The organism is Sandaracinobacteroides sayramensis (assembly GCF_022014495.1).
In the GTDB taxonomy this organism is placed as follows: domain Bacteria; phylum Pseudomonadota; class Alphaproteobacteria; order Sphingomonadales; family Sphingomonadaceae; genus Sandaracinobacteroides; species Sandaracinobacteroides sayramense.
In genome coordinates this window covers 134,542-151,933 of the sequence record NZ_JAKLSQ010000010.1, presented here as the reverse complement: position 1 = coordinate 151,933, position 17,392 = coordinate 134,542, and the positions used below count along the sequence as shown (strand labels likewise).

Below are 17,392 nucleotides of genomic sequence, written 5' to 3'. Positions count from 1 at the left end.
GGAGAGGAAAGCAATGAATATCCGCTTCGTGCCCGCTGGCCTGAAGCTGCTGGGCGTGGCGTCCCTGGCGCTGGCGGGTGCCGCATCGGCGCAGACGGCCGGCGACCCGTTGAAGGGCAAGGCGGTCTATAACCGCTGCGTGGCCTGTCACGACATGAAGCCCGGCGTGAACAAGATCGGCCCGTCGCTGAACGGAATCGTCGGCCGCAAATCGGCGACCGTTCCCGGCTTCAACTATTCCCCGGCGATGAAGAAGGCCGGCCTCACCTGGGATCCGGCGACGCTCGACGCCTTCCTCGAAAAGCCGATGAAGCAGATTCCCGGCAACCGCATGGCGTTCGTCGGCGTTCCCAAGCCCGAGGATCGCGCCAATCTCATCGCCTATATGAAAGCTCCGACGAAATGAGCATGGGTGCGCTCGACGGTATTCGCGTTCTCGACCTTTCCCGCGTGCTGGCCGGGCCATGGTGCACCCAGATCCTCGCCGACTTCGGCGCCGATGTGCTGAAGGTGGAAGTGCCCGGCAAGGGCGACGACACCCGCGCCTGGGGGCCGCCCTATCTGCAGGTGGACGGCGGGGACGAGATCGGGACGAGCGCCTATTATCTCGCCTGCAACCGCAACAAGCGCTCGGCGGCGATCGATCTCTCGAACCCCGAAGGCGCGGCGGTCATCCGCCGCCTCGCGGCCGAGGCCGACATATTGGTGGAGAATTTCAAGGTCGGCGGCCTGAAGAAATATGGCCTCGACTATGAAACGCTGAAGGCGATCAACCCGCGCCTCGTCTATTGCTCGGTCACCGGCTTCGGCCAGACCGGCCCCTATGCCGCGCGCGGCGGCTATGATTTCGTGGCGCAGGCCATGGGCGGCTTCATGAGCATCACCGGCGAGGAAGGCGGCCAGCCCCTGCGCGCCGGAGTGGCCATGGCCGACCTGTCCACCGGCATGTACGCCACCGTTTCCATCCTGATGGCGCTGCGCCACGCCGAGCGCACCGGCGAAGGCCAGCAGATCGACCTGTCGCTGCTGGACACGCAGATCGCCATGCTCGCCAACCAGGGGATGAGCTGGCTGGTCGGCGGCATCGTGCCGGGACGGCTCGGCAACCGCCACCCGACGGTGGTTCCCTACAAGACGTTCGAAGTGGCGGACGGCACCATCGTCATCGCCGTCGGCAACGATGGCCAGTTCCGGGCGCTGTGCACCGAACTGGGCGTGCCGGAACTCGGCACCGACCCCCGCTTCGCCACCAGCCGCGCGCGGCTCATCAACCGCGAGGAAATCGAAGCCAGGGTCCAGGAACTGGTGCAGAACCGCGAAGGCGGCCCGCTTCTGGAGCGGATGGCCGTCTGCGGCGTGCCCGGCGGCCCTGTGAACAATATCGACGAGGTCTTCGCCGACCCCTTCGTGGAGGCTCGTAACACCGTCCACCAGTTCCGGCGCGCCGACGGCACCGAAATCCCGAGCGTCGCCTTCCCCGGCAAATTGTCGAGGACACCCGTCAGCTACCGTTACGAGCCGCCGCGCGTCGGCGAGCAAGGCCCGGAACTGCTTCGGGAATGGCTGAACCTCGACGAAGCCGAGCTTTCCACGCTGGTCGAAAGCGGAGCCCTGGTTGACCCGAAAGCAAATTTGCACAATAGTGCAGATTAGAAAATAGGGCGGCCAAGGACGGACAACCGGCTACCGCCCGCGATTCGTTCGAGGGAGACTTGAAGCCATGGCCACCGAAGCCACCCAAACCGATGCGCCCGAAACGCCGGAATATGTAACCTACCGCGTGGAGGACAAAATTGCCTGGGTGATGCTCAATCGCCCGCAATATTCCAACGCGCAGAACTATCGCCTTCTGAACCAGCTGGACGACGCCTTCCGCCGCGCGGTCGACGACGACGAGGTGAAGGTGATCGTGCTGGGCGGCGAGGGCAAGCATTTCTCCGCCGGCCACGACATCGGCACCCCCGAGAAGGACAGCCAGTTCGAACGCGAGCGCAAGGATCTCTGGTGGGATCACAGCAACAAGGGCGGCGCCGAGCGGCAATATGTGCTGGAGCAGGACGGCTATCTCGGCCTCTGCCGCCGCTGGCAGGCGATCCCCAAGCCCACCATCGCCATGGTGCAGGGCGGCTGCATCGCCGGCGGGCTGATGCTGGCCTGGGTCTGCGACCTCATCATCGCGTCCGACGACGCCTTCTTCCAGGATCCGGTCGTCCGCATGGCCTCGCCGGGCGTCGAATATTTCGCCCACGCCTTCGAGCTGCCGCCGCGCGTCGCCCGCGAACTGCTCTACCTCGGCGAGCGCATGCCGGCCGAGCGGGCCTATCAATATGGCATGGTGAACCGCGTCGTCCCGCGCGCCGAGCTTCGCGCCGAAGTCGCCCGCATCGCCGGCCAGATCGCCGCGCACGAGCGTTTCGGCCTGGCGCTGACCAAGCAGGCGGTCAATCTCGTCGAAGACCTGCGCGGCAAGCGCACGGCGATGGACGGCGTGTTCCACATGCACCATCTGGCCCATGCCCATAACCAGTTGACCACCGGGCATCTGGTCGGCGGCCTGGACGCGAAAGCCATGGCCGCCGCGAACAAGAAGCAAGCGGGGGAAGGCTGAGATGGCAACGGCAGCGGCGCAAGTGCAGGACGATCAGCTGATTCTCCCCGGCCTTCCCGCCCGCCTGGCCGAAGCCGCCAGCGCGGCGCAGGCCTGGTCGGCGGCGGTCCGTTCCGAACTCCGCGCCCGCCTCTCCACCGCCGACGGCCGGATCGACCGCAACCGCGCCGACGCCGAGCAGCATCTGGTGCATGGCTTCGGCTGGGTGGCGAGCTACGCCGAGCTGCTCCGCGAAGTGGCGGACTGGGTGCGCGAACTGGAAACCGCCGGCCGCCTCACCGAAATCGAGGCGCTGCTGGCGCAACTGCTGTTCGCGGAATATGCTGCCCAGCTTCGGGGCGGAATCCCGATGAACCAGGGCGAGACCATCCGCCCGCACCAGCTTTCCGACGACCCCGTCGCGCTCGCGCATCTGCAATCCTCGGCGCTCGGCGAACTGATCCGGCTCGGCGGCATGCAGGCGGTGAAAACCGCCATCGCCCGGCATCTGGCGGACGCGCAGGGCCGCGCCACGCTGGAAGACAGCGGCCTCGACGAGACGCTCACCCTCGTGCGCGAACAATTCTTCGCCTTTTCGAACGAAAAGGTCCGCCCCCACGCCCACCAATGGCATCTGGCGGACGAGCTGATCCCCATCGACCTCGTCGACGAGCTTTCCGAAATGGGCGTGTTCGGCATGACCATCCCCGAAGCCTTCGGCGGCCTCGGCATGGGCAAGACGGCGATGTGCGTCGTTTCGGAAGAGCTTTCGCGCGGCTGGATCGGCGTCGGCTCGCTCGCCACCCGCTCGGAAATCGCCGCCGAACTGATCCTGGGCGGCGGCACGCCCGAGCAGAAGCGGCAATGGATCCCGGAGATCGCCAGCGGCGCCATTCTCCCCACCGCCGTCTTCACCGAGCCCGACACCGGCTCCGACCTCGGCGCGCTGCGCACCCGCGCCACGCGCGACGGCGCGCGATATCTTGTCTCCGGCAACAAGACCTGGATCACCCACGCCGCGCGCGCCGACGTGATGACGCTCCTCGTCCGCACCAACCCCGACACCACGGACCATCGCGGCCTCTCCATGCTGATCGCCCCCAAGCCGCGCGGCACGGTGGACACGCCCTTCCCCGCCGAAGGCATGACCGGCGGCGAGATCGAGGTGATCGGCTATCGCGGCATGAAGGAATATGAGATCGGCTTCGACTCCTTCGCCGTTCCCGCCGCCAACCTGCTGGGCGGCGTCGAAGGCCAGGGCTTCAAGCAGTTGATGGCCACCTTCGAAAGCGCCCGAATACAGACCGCCGCCCGCGCCGTCGGCGTGGCGCAGGCGGCGCTCGACGTCGGCCTCTCCTACGCGCTCGACCGCCGGCAGTTCGCCCGCCCGATCTTCGAATTCCCCCGCGTCGCCAACAAGCTGGCGATGATGGCGGCCGAGATCATGGGCGCCCGCCAGCTCACCTATTTCGCCGCCCGCCGCAAGGACGAGGACAAGCGCTGCGATCTGGAAGCCGGAATGGCGAAGCTGGTCGCCGCCCGCGTCGCCTGGGCCGCCGCCGACAACGCCCTGCAGATCCACGGCGGCAACGGCTTCGCCACCGAATATCCGGTCAGCCGCCTGCTGGCAGACGCCCGTATCCTGAACATCTTCGAAGGCGCGGGCGAGATTCAGGCGCAGGTGATCGCCCGGCGGCTATTGGACGAGGGGAACTGAGGCTTCGCCAACGCAGGGGCTCCGCCCCTGCACCCCGGCAGGGGATCACATCCCCTGCACCCCTTTGTTTTCCAGTTACGCACAACCAAAGCGTTATCCCGGGCTTGACCCGGGACAACGCTTTTCCGTTGGCGATACGGTAGCGGAAGAGGCCCAACCCCGGGTCAAGCCCGGGGCGAGCGGTGAAAGCGATATGCGCCTTCGGCGAAAGCCCCCGCCAGCCCGTCAGAAGCTTTTCGGCAGCCCCAGTACATGCGTCGCCACATGGCTCAGGATCAGGTTCGTGGAGATCGGCGCCACCTGATACAGGCGCGATTCCCGGAACTTGCGCTCCACATCATATTCCTCTGCGAAACCGAAGCCCCCATGCGTCTGCAAACACATGTCGGCGGCATACCAGGCCGCTTCCGACGCCAGCATCTTCGCCATATTGGCTTCAGTGCCAGCCGGCTTACCGGCTTCGAGCATATGCGCCGCCTTGTTCACCATTTCAGCAGCAGCGGACACCTGCACATAAGCCCGGGCGATCGGGAACTGCACGCCCTGATTCTGCCCGATGGCGCGGCCGAACACCGAACGGTCGCGCGCGTAAGCCGTGGCGCGGTCGATGAAGAAGCGACCGTCGCCGATCGATTCCGAGGCGATCAGCACCCGCTCGGCGTTCATCCCGTCGATGATATATTTGAAGCCATTGCCTTCCTCGCCGATCAGATTCTCGGCGGGCACTTCTAGATCGTCGAAGAACAGTTCGGTCGTGGCATGGTTCAGCATGGTGCGGATCGGCCGGATCGTCAGGCCATTGCCCACCGCCTCGCGCATGTCCACCAGCAGCACGCTCATACCCTGCGTCGCCTTGCTCACCTGGTCGCGCGGCGTCGTCCGCACCAGCAGCACCATCAGGTCCGAATGTTCGGCACGGCTGATCCAGATCTTCTGGCCGTTGACGATATATTTGTCGCCTTCACGCCGGGCGAAGGTGCTGATGCGGGTGGTGTCCGTACCGCTGGTCGGCTCGGTCACGCCAAAGGCCTGCAGGCGGATTTCGCCGGTGGCGATGCCCGGCAGGTAACGCGCCTTCTGTTCGGCAGAACCATGTTTCAGCACCGTGCCCATGGTGTACATCTGCGCGTGGCAGGCGCCGCCATTACAGCCGGAGCGGTGGATTTCCTCCAGGATCGCCGCCGCCGCGCTAATGCCCAGCCCCGATCCGCCGAACTCCTCGGGGATCAGCACGGACAGGAAACCCTCGCGCGTCAGCGTCTGCACGAATTCCGTGGGATAGGCGCGGTCGCGGTCCAGCGCCTGCCAGTAGGTGCCCGGGAAATCCGCGCACAGCCGGCGGATGGATTCGCGGATTTCGGGATAATTCTGGTCTTCGTCGCTCATGTCGGCTCCGGGAAAAGGATTTGGTCGGGCGGCGGCGAAACCCCCTAGGCCTGGGCGAAACCCTTGCCTTCGGCGGCAAGGCGCTGAAGCAGGGCGGCGGGCTGGAAGCTGTCGCCATGGAGAGCGGCCAGTTCGGAAAGGCGGGCGGAAATCCGGTCGAGCCCCACAAGTTCGCCCCAGAACATCGGCCCGCCGCGATAGACAGGCCAGCCATAGCCGGTCACCCACACCACATCGATGTCAGAAGCCCGGCTGGCGATGCCCTCTTCCAGGATCTTCGCGCCCTCGTTCACCATCACATAGAGGCAGCGCTCGAAAATCTCCTCGTCGGGAATCTCGCGCTGGGCGATGCCCCTGGCGGCGGCGAAATCGCGGATCACCTTCAGCGAAATCTCCGAAGGGGTCGGCTTGCGGCCGGCATCGTAATCATAATAGCCGGCGCCGCTCTTCTGCCCGTGCCGGCCCATCTCGTTCAGGATTTCCCGCACCGTCGCCGACGACGAAGTCTCGCGGTTCCAGCCCACGTCGTTCCCCGCCATGTCGCGCATGCGGAACGGCCCCATGGGCAGGCCGAAGCCTTCCAGCACGGCGTCCACCTGCCAGGGCGTGGCGCCTTCCAGCACGATCCGCTCGGCCTGCGTCTGCCGTTGCAGGTGGATTCGGTTGCCGACGAAGCCGTGGCACACACCCACCAGCACCGGCACCTTGCCGATCCGGCGCGCCAGCTTCATCGACGTGGCGATCACATCCTTCGCCGTCTCGCTGCCCCGCACCACTTCCAGCAGCCGCATGATATGCGCGGGCGAGAAGAAGTGCAGGCCGATCACATCCTGCGGCCGCTTCGTGGCGGCGGCGATCTCGTTCACGTCCAGATAGGAGGTGTTGGTGGCGAGGATGGCGCCGGGCTTCGCCACCGCGTCCAGCTTCGCGAACACCTGCTTCTTGATGTCCATCTGCTCGAACACCGCTTCCACGATCAGGTCGCAGTCGGCGAGATCGGCGTAATCGAGCGTGGGCGTCAGTTGCGCCAGCCGCCCGTCGAAATCCTTATCAGACATGCGCCCGCGCGCCACATTGCCTTCATAGGTCTTGCGAATGATTCCGGTGCCGTGCTCCAGCGCCGCCTCGCTGGTTTCCAGCAGCCGCACGCGGAACCCGCCGTTCAGGAACGACATGGCGATGCCGGTGCCCATGGTGCCCGCGCCCAGCACGCCCACCGTCTGAATGTCGCGCAGCGGCGTGTCGGCGGGCACGTCCGGCACCTTCGCGGCCTGCCGCTCGGCAAAGAAATAATGCCGCTGCGCCGCCGATTGCGAGCCGACCTTCAGTTCCTCGAACCGCGCCCGCTCGAAAACCAGCCCTTCTTCCAGCGGCAGGTCAACCGCCGCCTCGATGCAGCGGATGATCGCTTCCGGCGCCTCAAAGCCCCGGAACTTGCGGGCGTTCGCCTTGCGGAACTCCGCGAAAACCTCGGGCTTGCCGCGCACTTCGGCCAGCTTGTCGCCCAGATCGCCCACCCGCTTCAGCGGCCGCTTTTCGGCCAGCACCGCGCGCGCGAAGGCCAGCGCGTCGCGCTTCAGATGGCCCTCCTCGGCCAGCGCGTCCAGCAGCCCGATCTTCAGCGCTTCCTTCGCCGGCACCTGGTCGCCGCTGGTGATCAGCGCCAGCGCTTTTTCCACCCCCACCACGCGCGGCAGCCGCTGCGTGCCGCCGGCACCGGGCAGCAGCCCCAGCTTCACTTCCGGCAGCCCCAGCTTCGCGGACGGCACGGCGATGCGATAGTTGCCGACCAGCGCGATCTCCAGCCCGCCGCCCAGCGCCGTTCCATGGATCGCCATCACCACCGGCTTGCCGGTCGCTTCCATCACGTCCTGCACTTCGCGGAAGCTGGGCGAAACCGGCGGCTTTCCGAATTCGCTGATGTCGGCGCCGGCCATGAAGGTCTGCCCTTCGCAGATCAGCACCACGGCCTCCACCGCCGGATCGGCCGCCGCCGCTTCGAACGCCTGCTTCAGCCCGCCGCGCACGGCCGCCGAAAGCGCGTTCACCGGCGGCGAGTTGACGGTGACGACGGCAATGCCGCCCTCGTTCGCCCAGGTCACGACCGAGGTTACTGCGGGGTTTCCGGTTGCGTTCAAGCTATCCTCCTCGGCGCCATTCGGCTGATTGCGATTGCCGCCCGTCCGCCCCATGGTCCTGCGGCACGAGCTCTCCCAAGTCTTCGCCGTCCGCTTATCACCCGCCCGGAAAAGCGACAACAGTTTTTGCACTCAACTGCACTTTTAGGCCAGCGTCGCGCGGTTGAGGGGCGGCCTGCAAGCTGCCATAGGGGCGGCATGATCCGAATCCACCCGCTCGGCGGCATCGGCGAAATCCTGCCCGGCTGCGCGCTGGGCGCGACGCTTTCCGACGCCCTTGCCGCCACCGTGCCGGACGCCCGGCCCGACGATGTGCTGGTCGTCACCTCCAAGATCGTCTCCAAGGCGGAAGGCCGCTTCGCCGACCTCGCCACCGTGCAGCCAACCGCCGAAGCCGTCGAGCTGGCGGAAAAGGTGCGAAAGGACGCACGGCTGGTGCAACTGGTGCTGGACGAAAGCGTCGGCATCGTCCGCGCCGCGCCGCATGTGCTCATCACCCGCCACCGCACGGGGCATGTGATGGCGAACGCCGGGATCGACCGCTCCAACCTCGGCCAGGAAGGCGACCTGGCCCTGTTGCTGCCGCTCGACCCGGACCGCTCGGCCGAAGCCCTGCGCGAAGCGCTTGGCGCCCGCTGGCCCGAACCGCCCGCCGTCGTCGTCTCCGACAGTTTCGGCCGGCCCTGGCGCTACGGCACCACCAATGTCGCGGTCGGCGCCAGCGGCTTCCCCAGCCTCCTCGACCGGCGCGGAGAGCCGGACCGCGACGGCCGGCCGCTGGAAGTAACGCAGATGGCGCTGGGCGACATGATCGCCAGCGCCGCCGGCCTCGCCATGGGCGAAGGCGCGGAAGGTATCCCGGCGGTGCTGGTGCGCGGCTTCCACTGGTCGGTGCCCGCGCGCCCCGCCGCCGACCTCATCCGCCCGCTCTCCGAGGATCTGTTCCGATGAAGAGCGTCGTCCTCACCGGCGGCGTCGGCGGCGCCAAGCTCGTCCTCGGCCTGATCCACGCCCTTCCCGCGGCCGACGTCACCGCCATCGTCAACAGCGCCGACGACTTCCGCCACTTCGGCCTCGCCATCTCGCCCGATATAGACACGCTGCTCTACACGCTGTCCGGCAAGGCCAACGCCGCGCAGGGCTGGGGGCGGGAGGGCGAAAGCTGGGCCTTCATGGAGGCGCTGCGCTCGCTGGGCGGCGAAGACTGGTTCGCGCTGGGAGACGGCGACCTCGCGCTGCACGTCCTCCGAACGGCAAGGCTCGCCGCCGGAGAGTCGCTGTCCGCCATCACCGCCGATTTCGCCCGCAAATGGGGCATCGGCGCCCGCATCCTGCCGATGAGCGACGACATAGTCGCAACGCAACTCGTCACCGACGAAGGCCGGCTGGATTTCCAGCGCTACTTCGTCGAACGCCGCTGCCAGCCCGTCGTGCGCAGCGTGGAATTCGCCGGCGCCGCCACCGCCAGACCAGCCCCCTGCGTGGTGGAAGCCCTGCTCTCCCCGGAAACCGACGCCATCCTGATCGCGCCATCCAACCCTTTCCTCAGCGTCGATCCGTTACTGGCTATCCCTGCCATCCGCGAGGCGCTCCGGCAGGCGTCGGCCCCCATAGTCGCCGTTTCCCCCATTCCCGGCGGCCAGGCGGTGAAAGGCCCGACCGCCAAGCTGATGCGGGAATTGGGGCTGGAGGTGAACGCCGCGGCCATCGCCCGCCATTATCAGGGAATAGCGGACGCCCTGCTTCTGGACGACCGCGACCCGCCGGCCGACATCCACATGCCGTACGCGCGGACGGACACGCTGATGCAGACGCTGGACGACCGGGTGCGGGTCGCCCGCGCCGCCCTCGCGCTCGCCGCTTCGGTCGCGCCTTGAACTGGACGGCGCTCGTCCCGCTGAAACCGGCCGGAGACCGCAAGAGCCGGCTGGCCGAGGATTTGGCGGCGGACGAACGCACCAGCCTCAGCGAGCAGCTTCTGGCGCATGTGCTGCGCGTGCTGGAGCAAAGCCCCGCTATCGGCCGCATCCTGTTGCTGTGTCAGCAACCCCCGGCCTTCTGGCAAGGCGAATGGATCGCCGACCACGGGCGCGGTCTCAACCCGGAACTGGCGGCCGCCCACCGTTCGCTCGCGCAAGCCCCGGTCCTCGTCGTCCACGCCGACCTGCCGCTTCTGAGCGAAGCCGATGTGGCCGCCATCACCGCCGACGCCGGCAACTGGGCAATCGCGCCGGACCGGCACGGCCTCGGCACCAACGCCGTCGCCATCCCGGCGCATACGCCGTTCGACTTCCAGTTCGGCGCCGACAGCTTCGCCCGCCACCGCGCCAGCAACCCCGGCGAGCCGCTGGTCATCAAACGCTCCGGCTTCGCGCTCGACATCGACACGCCGGACGACATCCGGCGCGCCGCGTCGCTTGGCAGCCCGCTGTTCCGAAAGCCCGTCAGCCCCTGAGTTCGGCGATCGCCTCGGAAACGCTCAGCGTCCGCCGCGCCTCGGCGACGTGCAGCACCTCCACCAGCTTGCCCTTGAAGGTGGCGACCCCCTTGCCCTCGGCGGCGGCGGCCTCATGCGCGGCGATCAGCCCACGCGCGTCCTCCACTTCCGCCTCGCTTGGCGAGAAGATGCGGTTCACCGCCTCGATCTGGTCGGGGTGGATGCAGGTCTTGCCGTCGAAGCCCAGTTCCAGCCCCTGCCGCGCCTCGGCCTCCAGCCCGGCGGGATCGCGAATGTCGGTGTAGACGCCGTCGAAGGCCGGAATCCCCGCCATCCGCGCCGCCAGCAGGATGCGGCTGGCGGAGAAGATCAGCGGCAGCCGGTCCGGGCCGGGCTTCGCCCGCAGATCCTTCGCCAGATCGGCGAAACCCGCCACCAGCGCCGCCACGCCCGGCGTCGTCGCCACCGCTTCCGCCAGCAGCACCGCGCGCGGCGTCTCGATCATCGCCCACACCGGCTTGCCGCCGGCCAGCGCCACCGCCTTCGCCGCATCTTCCGGCCCATCCACCTTGGGCACCACCACGCCATCGGCGCCCGAAGCCGCGACCGCTGCGAAATCCGCCTCCGACCAGGCGGTCGCAAGGCTGTTCACCCGCACCAGCATTTCCCGCCGGCCCCAGCCGCCGGCGGCGATCGCCGCCACGGCGGCCTCGCGGGCGCTGTCCTTGGCCTCAGGCGCCACGGCATCCTCCAGGTCCAGGATCACCGCATCGGCGGCAAGCCCCCTCGCCTTTTCGATCGCGCGCGCATTGGCGGCGGGAAGATAAAGCACCGAGCGGCGCGGGCGGAAATCCGTCATAACATGTCCTTCTTGCCCGGAAGTGAAATATTCGCCCCTGCTATCGAGGCCTGCGGCAAAGGCAAGAGCGCCGGCCTCGAAATCCTTCGATCGCACCTCAAACACTCGACGATCGCAAGAAGGCGGCGGCCCCCTGCTCGTGCACGCAAAGCAGGGTGTGGCTGATATCCTGCTGGGCCGTAGGCCGCACACAGCCAAGCAGATAGGTGAGGAGCGTCTTCACCATCGCATCGATCATCCGCTCGTCGGGCAATTGCCCGTTTACCCATTGGCTGACCACGATCATCCGCTGCGCGTCCAGATCGGTCAGCAATTGCTCCACTGTCATCCAGGGCTGCAAAAGCCCTGAATCGGCAAGCTTTTCCACATAGGGCCTTTGCGACAGGCTGGTGATGGCATGCATCGCCGCGCGCAATTCCCGGCTGGAAGCGGGGTTGAAATAGAAAGCGGTAAGGGCTGCGATATAGCCCCGCATGCCCAGGTTGCGCGTGCCGATCCCCACCATCCGCTCGATCAGCCGCTCCAGCGATCCCGGCGGATGGTGATAGGGGATCAGGCTTTCCGAACGCTCGAAAAGGTCCAGCATGGCCGCCGCCATCAGATCGTCGCGCGTGCCATAGCGCTGGTAGATCGTCTGCCGCGCGACCCCGGCGCGGCGGCACACCTCGTTGACGCTGAAGCCGTCGACCCCCTGTTCTGACATCAGCTCGCGCGTCGTTTCGAAGATACGCCGCCGGCGCTCCGCCATCGCCGCGCTCGCATAGCCGTCCTTCGATTTGCTCCTGACACGCATCCATTCGGTCCCCTCGCGCACCTGATGAACGAAGTCCGTCACAGAGACCAGATGCCAGCCTCGTAAAAAATTTACATATGACTAATTTTAATTGCCACCACGGAAACCGGCAGGCATATTCCCCGCAACAAGCCGAATCATGGGGAGAGTGCGATGTCCGGTCCGCTGGAGCATCTTGTCGTCGTCGAAGCGGCGTTCGTCATGCCCGGCGCCATCGCCGGCATGCTGCTCGCCGACCATGGCGCCGAAGTCATCAAGGTCGAACCGCTCGGCGGAAGCTTTTTCGCCCACGACCTGTCCAGAAAGGGCTGGGATCGCGGCAAGATCAGCGTGGAACTGGATTTCGCCGACGAGGAACAACTGGCAAGCCTGTTCGACCTCCTGCGCGGCGCGGATGTATTCCTGCACGCCTTCGGGGAAGAGGAGGCGTGCGCGCTCGGCCTGGATGCGGCCAGCCTCGAAAAGCGCTTCCCGCAACTGATCGTCTGCAACCTGCTGGCCTACAACCGGGAAACGCCTTTTGCCGCGCGCCCCTATGGCGAATCCCTCGCCGCCGCCCTGCTGGGAACGATGATCGACAAGGGCAGTTCCCACCGCGACGGCCCCATGTATCTGGGCCACCCCGCCCTGCATTACGGGCAGGCCTTCCTGGCGGTGATCGGCATTCTGTCCGCCCTACGCGCCCGCCGCTCGATCGGCGAGGGGCAGCTTGTCGAAGCCTCGCTTCTGGACGCGATGCTGGCGCAAAGCCCGATGAACCACTGGTGGCAGGAAGACGGCATCTCCTACATCAAAAAGGGCGATTCCGGCTCGCCGGACCGTTTCGGCCGTGTGCGGCTGGTCACCACCATGTTCGAATGCGGCGACGGCAAGTTCCTGCAAATCCACACCGGCTCGGGCGGCTTCAAGCCGGCGATGGACATCCTCGGCTTCGGCGTGCGGGTCCGCGCGGTGCAGGGGCCGGAAATGGCGGTGCCGCTCGACGACGACGAATATCAATGCAGCCGCGTCGAGATCTTCGATGTGTTCCGCACGAAGCCGCGCGACGAATGGATCCGGCTCTTCCACGCGGCGGACGTCGCTGCCCTCCCCGTGCTGGAACCGGCGGAAATCCTGCTGGATGATCAGGTCGAGTTCGTGAAGATGCGGATTGCGCTCGCCGACCCGGATTTCGGCACCATCCATCAGGCCGCACCCGCCGTGCGCTTTTCCCGAACGCAGGTCTCCACACCTGCCCCCGCGCCGCTCGTCGGCCAGCACAACCAGCGGCTGCCAGCGCTCGCCGCCCGCCCGGCGAAGCCGGCATTTCCCGCGACCCGCCCGATCCGGCGGGCGCTCGAAGGCGTGCGCGTGGTCGACTTCTCCTCCTTCTTCGCCGTCGGCTTCGGCGGGCGCCTGCTGAACGACCTCGGCGCCGATGTCATCAAGGTCGAAACCCCATCGGGGGACCAGATGCGCCCGTTGCCCGACGTGTTCGACGCCTGCCAGCGCGGCAAGCGCAACATCGTGCTCGACCTGAAGACGCCCGAGGGGCTTGCCGTCGCCCACCGGCTCGTCGCCACCGCCGACATCGTCACCCACAATCTGCGCCCCGGAAAGGCCGACAAGCTCGGCATCGGCTATGAGGCGCTCGCCGCCGTCAACCCCGATCTCATCTACGCCTATCTTCCAGGCTATGGCTCCAAAGGCCCGAAATCGCTCCTCAAAAGCTTCGCCCCGCTGGTCAGCGGCTGGACCGGGCTGCTCTATGAGGGCGGGGGCGAGGGCAACAGCCCGAACCGCTCGGTTTTCGGCAACGAGGATTACAACAACGGTTTCCTCGGCGCCGCCGCGCTGCTGATGGCGCTGGAGAACCGGGCCGAGCGCGGATATGGCGAATATATCGAATGCCCGCAGCTCCACTCCAGCCTGTGGACGACCTCCGAGCATTTCCTCGATGCCGGGATGAAGCCCGTCTACGGTCTGCGGCTCGACCGCGAACAACAGGGCTTCAACGCCCTCGACCGCATCTACCGCACGGCCGACGGCTGGCTGTGCATCTGTTGCCGGCAGGACGACCGCTTCGCCGCCCTCATGCGGGCAATCGGCCGCGAAGAGCTTGCCGGCGACAGCCGCTTCAGCGGGCCGAAGGAGCGCAGCGCCCATGACCGCGAACTGCGCGAAATCCTCACGCCATTTTTCGCCGCCCTTTCATCGCAGGATGCCTTCCGCCTGCTGGACGCCGCAGGGGCTGCCTGCGAGATCGCGCGGGAAGAGCAATGGGTCGACGACGCGCTGTTCGAGGACTGGATGGTGGAAAGCAACCGCGCGATCGAGACACGCAATTCCATGTATGGCCATGTCCGGGAATTCGGATTGTTCAACCGCCTTTCGAAAACGCCCGGCCACGCCGCCGGATCGGCGCCGCGCCTCGGCCATCACAGCCGGGCCATCCTGGCCGAGATCGGCTACACGCCGGACGAGATCGAGCAACTGCTGGAGCGCCGCATCGCCATACAGGCGGCGGACGTCGAAGGGCGCATTGCCTCTGCGGTTTCGGCCTGAAGGGATGGCCGTGGCCGACGAGATTCCGCTGCGCCCCCTGCCATGGCCGGACGCGATCAGCGCCGGCTTCTGGGAGGGCGCGAAAGCCGGTGAACTGCGCATCCAGAAGTGCCGATACTGCGAGCGCTGGCAGCATCCGCCGGCCATCGCCTGCATGGCCTGCGGCAGCGAGGAACTGGGCTTCCAGCCGCTGCCCGGCGGCCTCCGCCTCTATTCCTGGACCGTTCTGCACGATGCGCCCGCTCCGGGCTTCAAAACCATGCTCCCGCTCATTCTGGGGCTGGCGGAAGCCGAGGCGCAGCAAGGCCTCCTCATCGCCGCCAACATCCTCGGCACCGGGGAAAGCGCGCTGCGGCTGGGAATGCCGCTAACTCCGGTCTTCGAACCCATCGGAGAGGGCCACGTCCTCGTCCAGTTCAAGCCGGCGACCGGCCAATGATCTGGGAACATCGGAACCGAATCGCGGTGGCCGGCGTAGGCTACAGCGCCATCGGCCGGCGCAGCGGCCGAACGCTCGCCTCGCTGACGCTGGAGGCTTGCAAGGCCGCGCTCACCGATGCCGGTCTCGACCAGCGCGAGGTGGACGGCATCGCCACCTCCCCCAGCATGCCGCGATATGGTGGCCGGAAGGGCGTCGACGAAGGCGTCGACGTGGTGACGCCGCACTATCTTGCCGAGCTTCTGGGCGTGGCGCCGCAGATCGCCTGGACGGGCAGCACCAACGCCATGGTGACGCAAAGCCTGATCGACGGCGCGCTGGCGATCGCAGCGGGCCTGTGCCGGCATGTCCTCGTCTACCGCGCCCTGCACGTGCCCGACGGGCGCTATGTGAACTTCGACAGCGCCTTTGCGACCGGCCCCGACCAGTTCCTCGCCCCCTATGGCTTCAGCATGCCGCCCGCCTGGGTTGCCACGGTGATGCGGCGCTATTTCGAGCTTCATGGATATAGCCGCGCCGATTTCGCCCGCTACATCGTCGACAACCGCGACAACGCCCGGCGCAACCCGAACGCCTGGTGCCGCGACAAGCCGCTCAGCGCCGAAGACTATCTCAGCACACGCATGATCGCCGACCCGGTGTCCATGCTGGACTGCGACCTGCCGGTGGACGGCAGTTGCGCCCTGCTCCTCACCACCACTGAACGCGCCCGCGACCTGCGCCGGAAACCCGCGCTCCTCACCGGCTTCGCCGCCTCCACGCACAATGGCGGCAGCGCCATTCCGATGACGCTGGAACATATGCTGGAAGGCGGACGGCAGGTGGCGAAGCGGTTGTGGGAAACCACCGGCCTCTCCCCCGCCGAGGTCGGCAGCGCCCAGCTTTACGACGGCTTCAGCATGCTGGTCGTCACCTGGCTGGAATCCATGGGCTTCTGCAAGGACGGAGAGGGGCTTGCCTTCCTCCGCGACGGCCATGGCGCGTTGAGCGGAAGCCTGCCCGTCAACACCGGCGGCGGCGCGCTGGGCGAAGGCCGGCTGCACGGCATGACCCAGATAGCCGAGGCGGTGCTGCAAGTAAGCGGCCGGGCCGGGGAGCGGCAGGTGGAAGGCGCGCAGCATTCGCTCGCCACCATCTCCAACGGCCTCAGCAAGGCCACCGCTTTCCTATTCGCGCGAGCCGATTGAGGCCGGTGCGGATCAGCGCGCCTTCACCTCATCCTGCGCCGCCACCACAAGGTCGAACGGCGGCACTTCGGAAAGCGCCGATCTCAGGATGCTTTCCAGCGGCATCTGCAGCAGCACGAGCAGGCTGAGCGGCGCCACCGCCGCCAGGATCATGGAGGCGATCGCCCATTTGCCGATCGGCAATATGCCCATCGATTGCACCGTGCCATGGACGGCGGCGAAATCGGCCATCGCCGAAGGGCTGGGGCTTTCCAGCAGCTCCGCATCTTCCGGGCGCGCGCGCCGGACCCAGTTGCGCTCGAAGGCATCGGCCATGTCCTGCGCGATCCGTCCGTAATCGAAGATGCCGTCGCGCTTCGCCCGGAGCAGGGTCGGCGTGATCAGCAGCAAGGGGGTCAGCAGCACCGCGGGCCCCAGCAGGGCGAAGGCCACCAGCGTCGGGAACTGCTCGGGCAGCGATTCCCCCAGATGCGCGATCCGGTTGGCGACGATTCCGGCCAGCAGCGCGCTGCCGACGAACAGCACCACGGCCAGCCGCTGCTGCACGAACCCCAGATAGGCCAGCCCCGCCGCGCCGTCCGCATGCGCCGGGTTCGGCTTCAGCCTCAGCACGGCGAAGCTGGCGAGGAACATAGTCCACAAGGCGATCCGCCAGCACCACATCAGGATCGCGAAGCGCAGCAGCGTCATCGCCACGATCGTGTACCAGAGGCCGGCCGGCTTCAGCGCCCCGTCGCTGGCGAACCCCCACCCCTCCAGCCCGATGAGCCTGGCGGGCAGGACCGGATTGAGGATGCTGGTCAGCGCCGCGGCCAGCAGGATCAGCAGCTCGATGGCCCGGCTCTTTCGAAGCAGGTGCAAGGTGGCGATCCAGCGGGCGCAGGCCATATGCTGCTCGTCCGACAAGATGGGCAGGCTGAGGCTGTGCGCCAGCGCCTTGTCGATGACGCCCTGGATCTGCGGCGCCGCCAGGATCAGCAGCGGCAAGGCGACCAGAAGCCGGGCGAACAGGCTGTAGTCCCGTTCCAGCCTGACCTCGACGCCGGCCCCCCTGTCCGCCAGCAGCAGGATGGGGCCGACGGCGACCGCCACCGCGAGCGCCGCCAGAACACCCGCCTGCACCCGGCCGAGACCGAAGCCGGCGGCCCTGGCCAGCAGGCCATCCTTCGATCGGCTTTCCGCGTCCATGCAAGGCCCTCCCGGCGAATTCCCAGGAACATTAGAGGCTGCGGCCAGGGCGACTGTCCAGAACTGGGCAAACGCCCTGCTGCATCGGGCGCACGGCACCCGGGAAAGCCGGATTTC

The 17,392-nt window shown here is 67.2% G+C and carries 15 protein-coding genes; 10 read left to right on the top strand and 5 right to left on the bottom strand.

What is annotated here, in order from left to right; translation table 11 throughout:
• Positions 1-13: 13 nt before the first annotated feature.
• The 4 genes from L6Q21_RS08930 to L6Q21_RS08915 all read left to right on the top strand — a co-directional run bounded on the left by L6Q21_RS08930 (position 14) and on the right by L6Q21_RS08915 (position 4,304).
• Positions 14-406 (top strand): c-type cytochrome, encoded by a 393-nt coding sequence (locus L6Q21_RS08930; RefSeq protein ID WP_237830396.1) that lies wholly within the window; start codon positions 14-16, stop codon positions 404-406.
• Positions 403-1,653, top strand: coding sequence for a CaiB/BaiF CoA transferase family protein (locus L6Q21_RS08925; protein ID WP_237830395.1), 1,251 nt, complete (start codon positions 403-405; stop codon positions 1,651-1,653). Before L6Q21_RS08930 ends, L6Q21_RS08925 begins: the two co-directional genes overlap by 4 nt.
• Positions 1,654-1,720: 67 nt before the next feature.
• A complete protein-coding gene (locus tag L6Q21_RS08920) occupies positions 1,721-2,608 on the top strand; it encodes an enoyl-CoA hydratase (RefSeq protein WP_237830394.1) in 888 nt (295 codons plus the stop codon).
• A 1-nt stretch (position 2,609) separates the two neighbouring features.
• Positions 2,610-4,304, top strand: coding sequence for an acyl-CoA dehydrogenase family protein (locus L6Q21_RS08915; RefSeq protein ID WP_237830393.1), 1,695 nt, complete (start codon positions 2,610-2,612; stop codon positions 4,302-4,304).
• Between the two features lie 225 nt (positions 4,305-4,529).
• Here L6Q21_RS08915 and L6Q21_RS08910 read toward each other — a convergent pair whose 3' ends face one another.
• Positions 4,530-5,690 carry an acyl-CoA dehydrogenase family protein gene (locus tag L6Q21_RS08910; protein ID WP_237830392.1) on the bottom strand — a complete coding sequence of 387 codons (1,161 nt, stop codon included), beginning with the start codon at positions 5,688-5,690 and terminating at the stop codon, positions 4,530-4,532.
• A gap of 44 nt (positions 5,691-5,734) precedes the next feature.
• Positions 5,735-7,828, bottom strand: a complete 2,094-nt coding sequence (locus tag L6Q21_RS08905; protein WP_237830391.1) for a 3-hydroxyacyl-CoA dehydrogenase NAD-binding domain-containing protein — start codon at positions 7,826-7,828, stop codon at positions 5,735-5,737.
• Between the two features lie 198 nt (positions 7,829-8,026).
• Between L6Q21_RS08905 and cofE the strand changes: the two genes are divergently transcribed.
• Genes cofE through cofC form a run of 3 tightly spaced genes read left to right on the top strand, consistent with a single transcriptional unit; the run spans position 8,027 to position 10,283 of the window.
• Positions 8,027-8,779, top strand: a complete 753-nt coding sequence (gene cofE, locus L6Q21_RS08900; RefSeq protein ID WP_237830390.1) for a coenzyme F420-0:L-glutamate ligase — start codon at positions 8,027-8,029, stop codon at positions 8,777-8,779.
• Positions 8,776-9,705, top strand: coding sequence for a 2-phospho-L-lactate transferase (cofD, locus tag L6Q21_RS08895; protein ID WP_237830389.1), 930 nt, complete (start codon positions 8,776-8,778; stop codon positions 9,703-9,705). Before cofE ends, cofD begins: the two co-directional genes overlap by 4 nt.
• Positions 9,702-10,283: a 2-phospho-L-lactate guanylyltransferase gene (gene cofC / locus L6Q21_RS08890; protein ID WP_237830388.1), complete on the top strand. Its 582-nt coding sequence runs from the start codon at positions 9,702-9,704 to the stop codon at positions 10,281-10,283. Before cofD ends, cofC begins: the two co-directional genes overlap by 4 nt.
• Here cofC and L6Q21_RS08885 read toward each other — a convergent pair.
• Both L6Q21_RS08885 and L6Q21_RS08880 read right to left on the bottom strand, forming a co-directional pair.
• A complete protein-coding gene (locus tag L6Q21_RS08885) occupies positions 10,273-11,124 on the bottom strand; it encodes an HpcH/HpaI aldolase/citrate lyase family protein (RefSeq protein WP_237830387.1) in 852 nt (283 codons plus the stop codon). The two genes, cofC and L6Q21_RS08885, sit on opposite strands and share 11 nt — an antisense overlap.
• A gap of 97 nt (positions 11,125-11,221) precedes the next feature.
• On the bottom strand, positions 11,222-11,959 hold the full coding sequence (locus L6Q21_RS08880; RefSeq protein ID WP_237830386.1) for a TetR/AcrR family transcriptional regulator: 738 nt from the start codon (positions 11,957-11,959) through the stop codon (positions 11,222-11,224).
• Between the two features lie 111 nt (positions 11,960-12,070).
• Between L6Q21_RS08880 and L6Q21_RS08875 the strand changes: the two genes are divergently transcribed.
• From L6Q21_RS08875 to L6Q21_RS08865, 3 genes are read left to right on the top strand one after another with little or no spacing between them, the layout of a single operon-like run.
• A complete protein-coding gene (locus L6Q21_RS08875) occupies positions 12,071-14,461 on the top strand; it encodes a CaiB/BaiF CoA-transferase family protein (protein ID WP_237830385.1) in 2,391 nt (796 codons plus the stop codon).
• Positions 14,462-14,465: 4 nt separating this feature from the next.
• Positions 14,466-14,900 (top strand): Zn-ribbon domain-containing OB-fold protein, encoded by a 435-nt coding sequence (locus L6Q21_RS08870; protein ID WP_237830384.1) that lies wholly within the window; start codon positions 14,466-14,468, stop codon positions 14,898-14,900.
• Positions 14,897-16,087, top strand: a complete 1,191-nt coding sequence (locus tag L6Q21_RS08865; protein WP_237830383.1) for a thiolase C-terminal domain-containing protein — start codon at positions 14,897-14,899, stop codon at positions 16,085-16,087. The genes L6Q21_RS08870 and L6Q21_RS08865 overlap by 4 nt, the downstream gene beginning before the upstream one ends.
• A 12-nt stretch (positions 16,088-16,099) precedes the next feature.
• On the opposite strand, the gene L6Q21_RS08860 is transcribed toward L6Q21_RS08865, so the two are convergent.
• Entirely contained in the window at positions 16,100-17,275 is a 1,176-nt protein-coding gene (locus tag L6Q21_RS08860; protein ID WP_237830382.1) for a hypothetical protein, read from the bottom strand.
• Between the last annotated feature and the right edge of the window lie 117 nt (positions 17,276-17,392).

Excerpts from the sequence above, each read along its gene's own strand:
- L6Q21_RS08865 (WP_237830383.1), top strand. The coding sequence starts at position 14,897 with ATGATCTGGGAACATCGGAACCGAATCGCGGTGGCCGGCGTAGGCTAC.
- L6Q21_RS08860 (WP_237830382.1), bottom strand. The coding sequence starts at position 17,275 with ATGGACGCGGAAAGCCGATCGAAGGATGGCCTGCTGGCCAGGGCCGCC.
- L6Q21_RS08885 (WP_237830387.1), bottom strand. The coding sequence starts at position 11,124 with ATGACGGATTTCCGCCCGCGCCGCTCGGTGCTTTATCTTCCCGCCGCC.
- L6Q21_RS08910 (WP_237830392.1), bottom strand. The coding sequence starts at position 5,690 with ATGAGCGACGAAGACCAGAATTATCCCGAAATCCGCGAATCCATCCGC.
- L6Q21_RS08925 (WP_237830395.1), top strand. The coding sequence starts at position 403 with ATGAGCATGGGTGCGCTCGACGGTATTCGCGTTCTCGACCTTTCCCGC.
- L6Q21_RS08915 (WP_237830393.1), top strand. The coding sequence starts at position 2,610 with ATGGCAACGGCAGCGGCGCAAGTGCAGGACGATCAGCTGATTCTCCCC.
- L6Q21_RS08875 (WP_237830385.1), top strand. The coding sequence starts at position 12,071 with ATGTCCGGTCCGCTGGAGCATCTTGTCGTCGTCGAAGCGGCGTTCGTC.
- L6Q21_RS08930 (WP_237830396.1), top strand. The coding sequence starts at position 14 with ATGAATATCCGCTTCGTGCCCGCTGGCCTGAAGCTGCTGGGCGTGGCG.
- L6Q21_RS08870 (WP_237830384.1), top strand. The coding sequence starts at position 14,466 with ATGGCCGTGGCCGACGAGATTCCGCTGCGCCCCCTGCCATGGCCGGAC.
- cofE (WP_237830390.1), top strand. The coding sequence starts at position 8,027 with ATGATCCGAATCCACCCGCTCGGCGGCATCGGCGAAATCCTGCCCGGC.
- cofD (WP_237830389.1), top strand. The coding sequence starts at position 8,776 with ATGAAGAGCGTCGTCCTCACCGGCGGCGTCGGCGGCGCCAAGCTCGTC.
- L6Q21_RS08920 (WP_237830394.1), top strand. The coding sequence starts at position 1,721 with ATGGCCACCGAAGCCACCCAAACCGATGCGCCCGAAACGCCGGAATAT.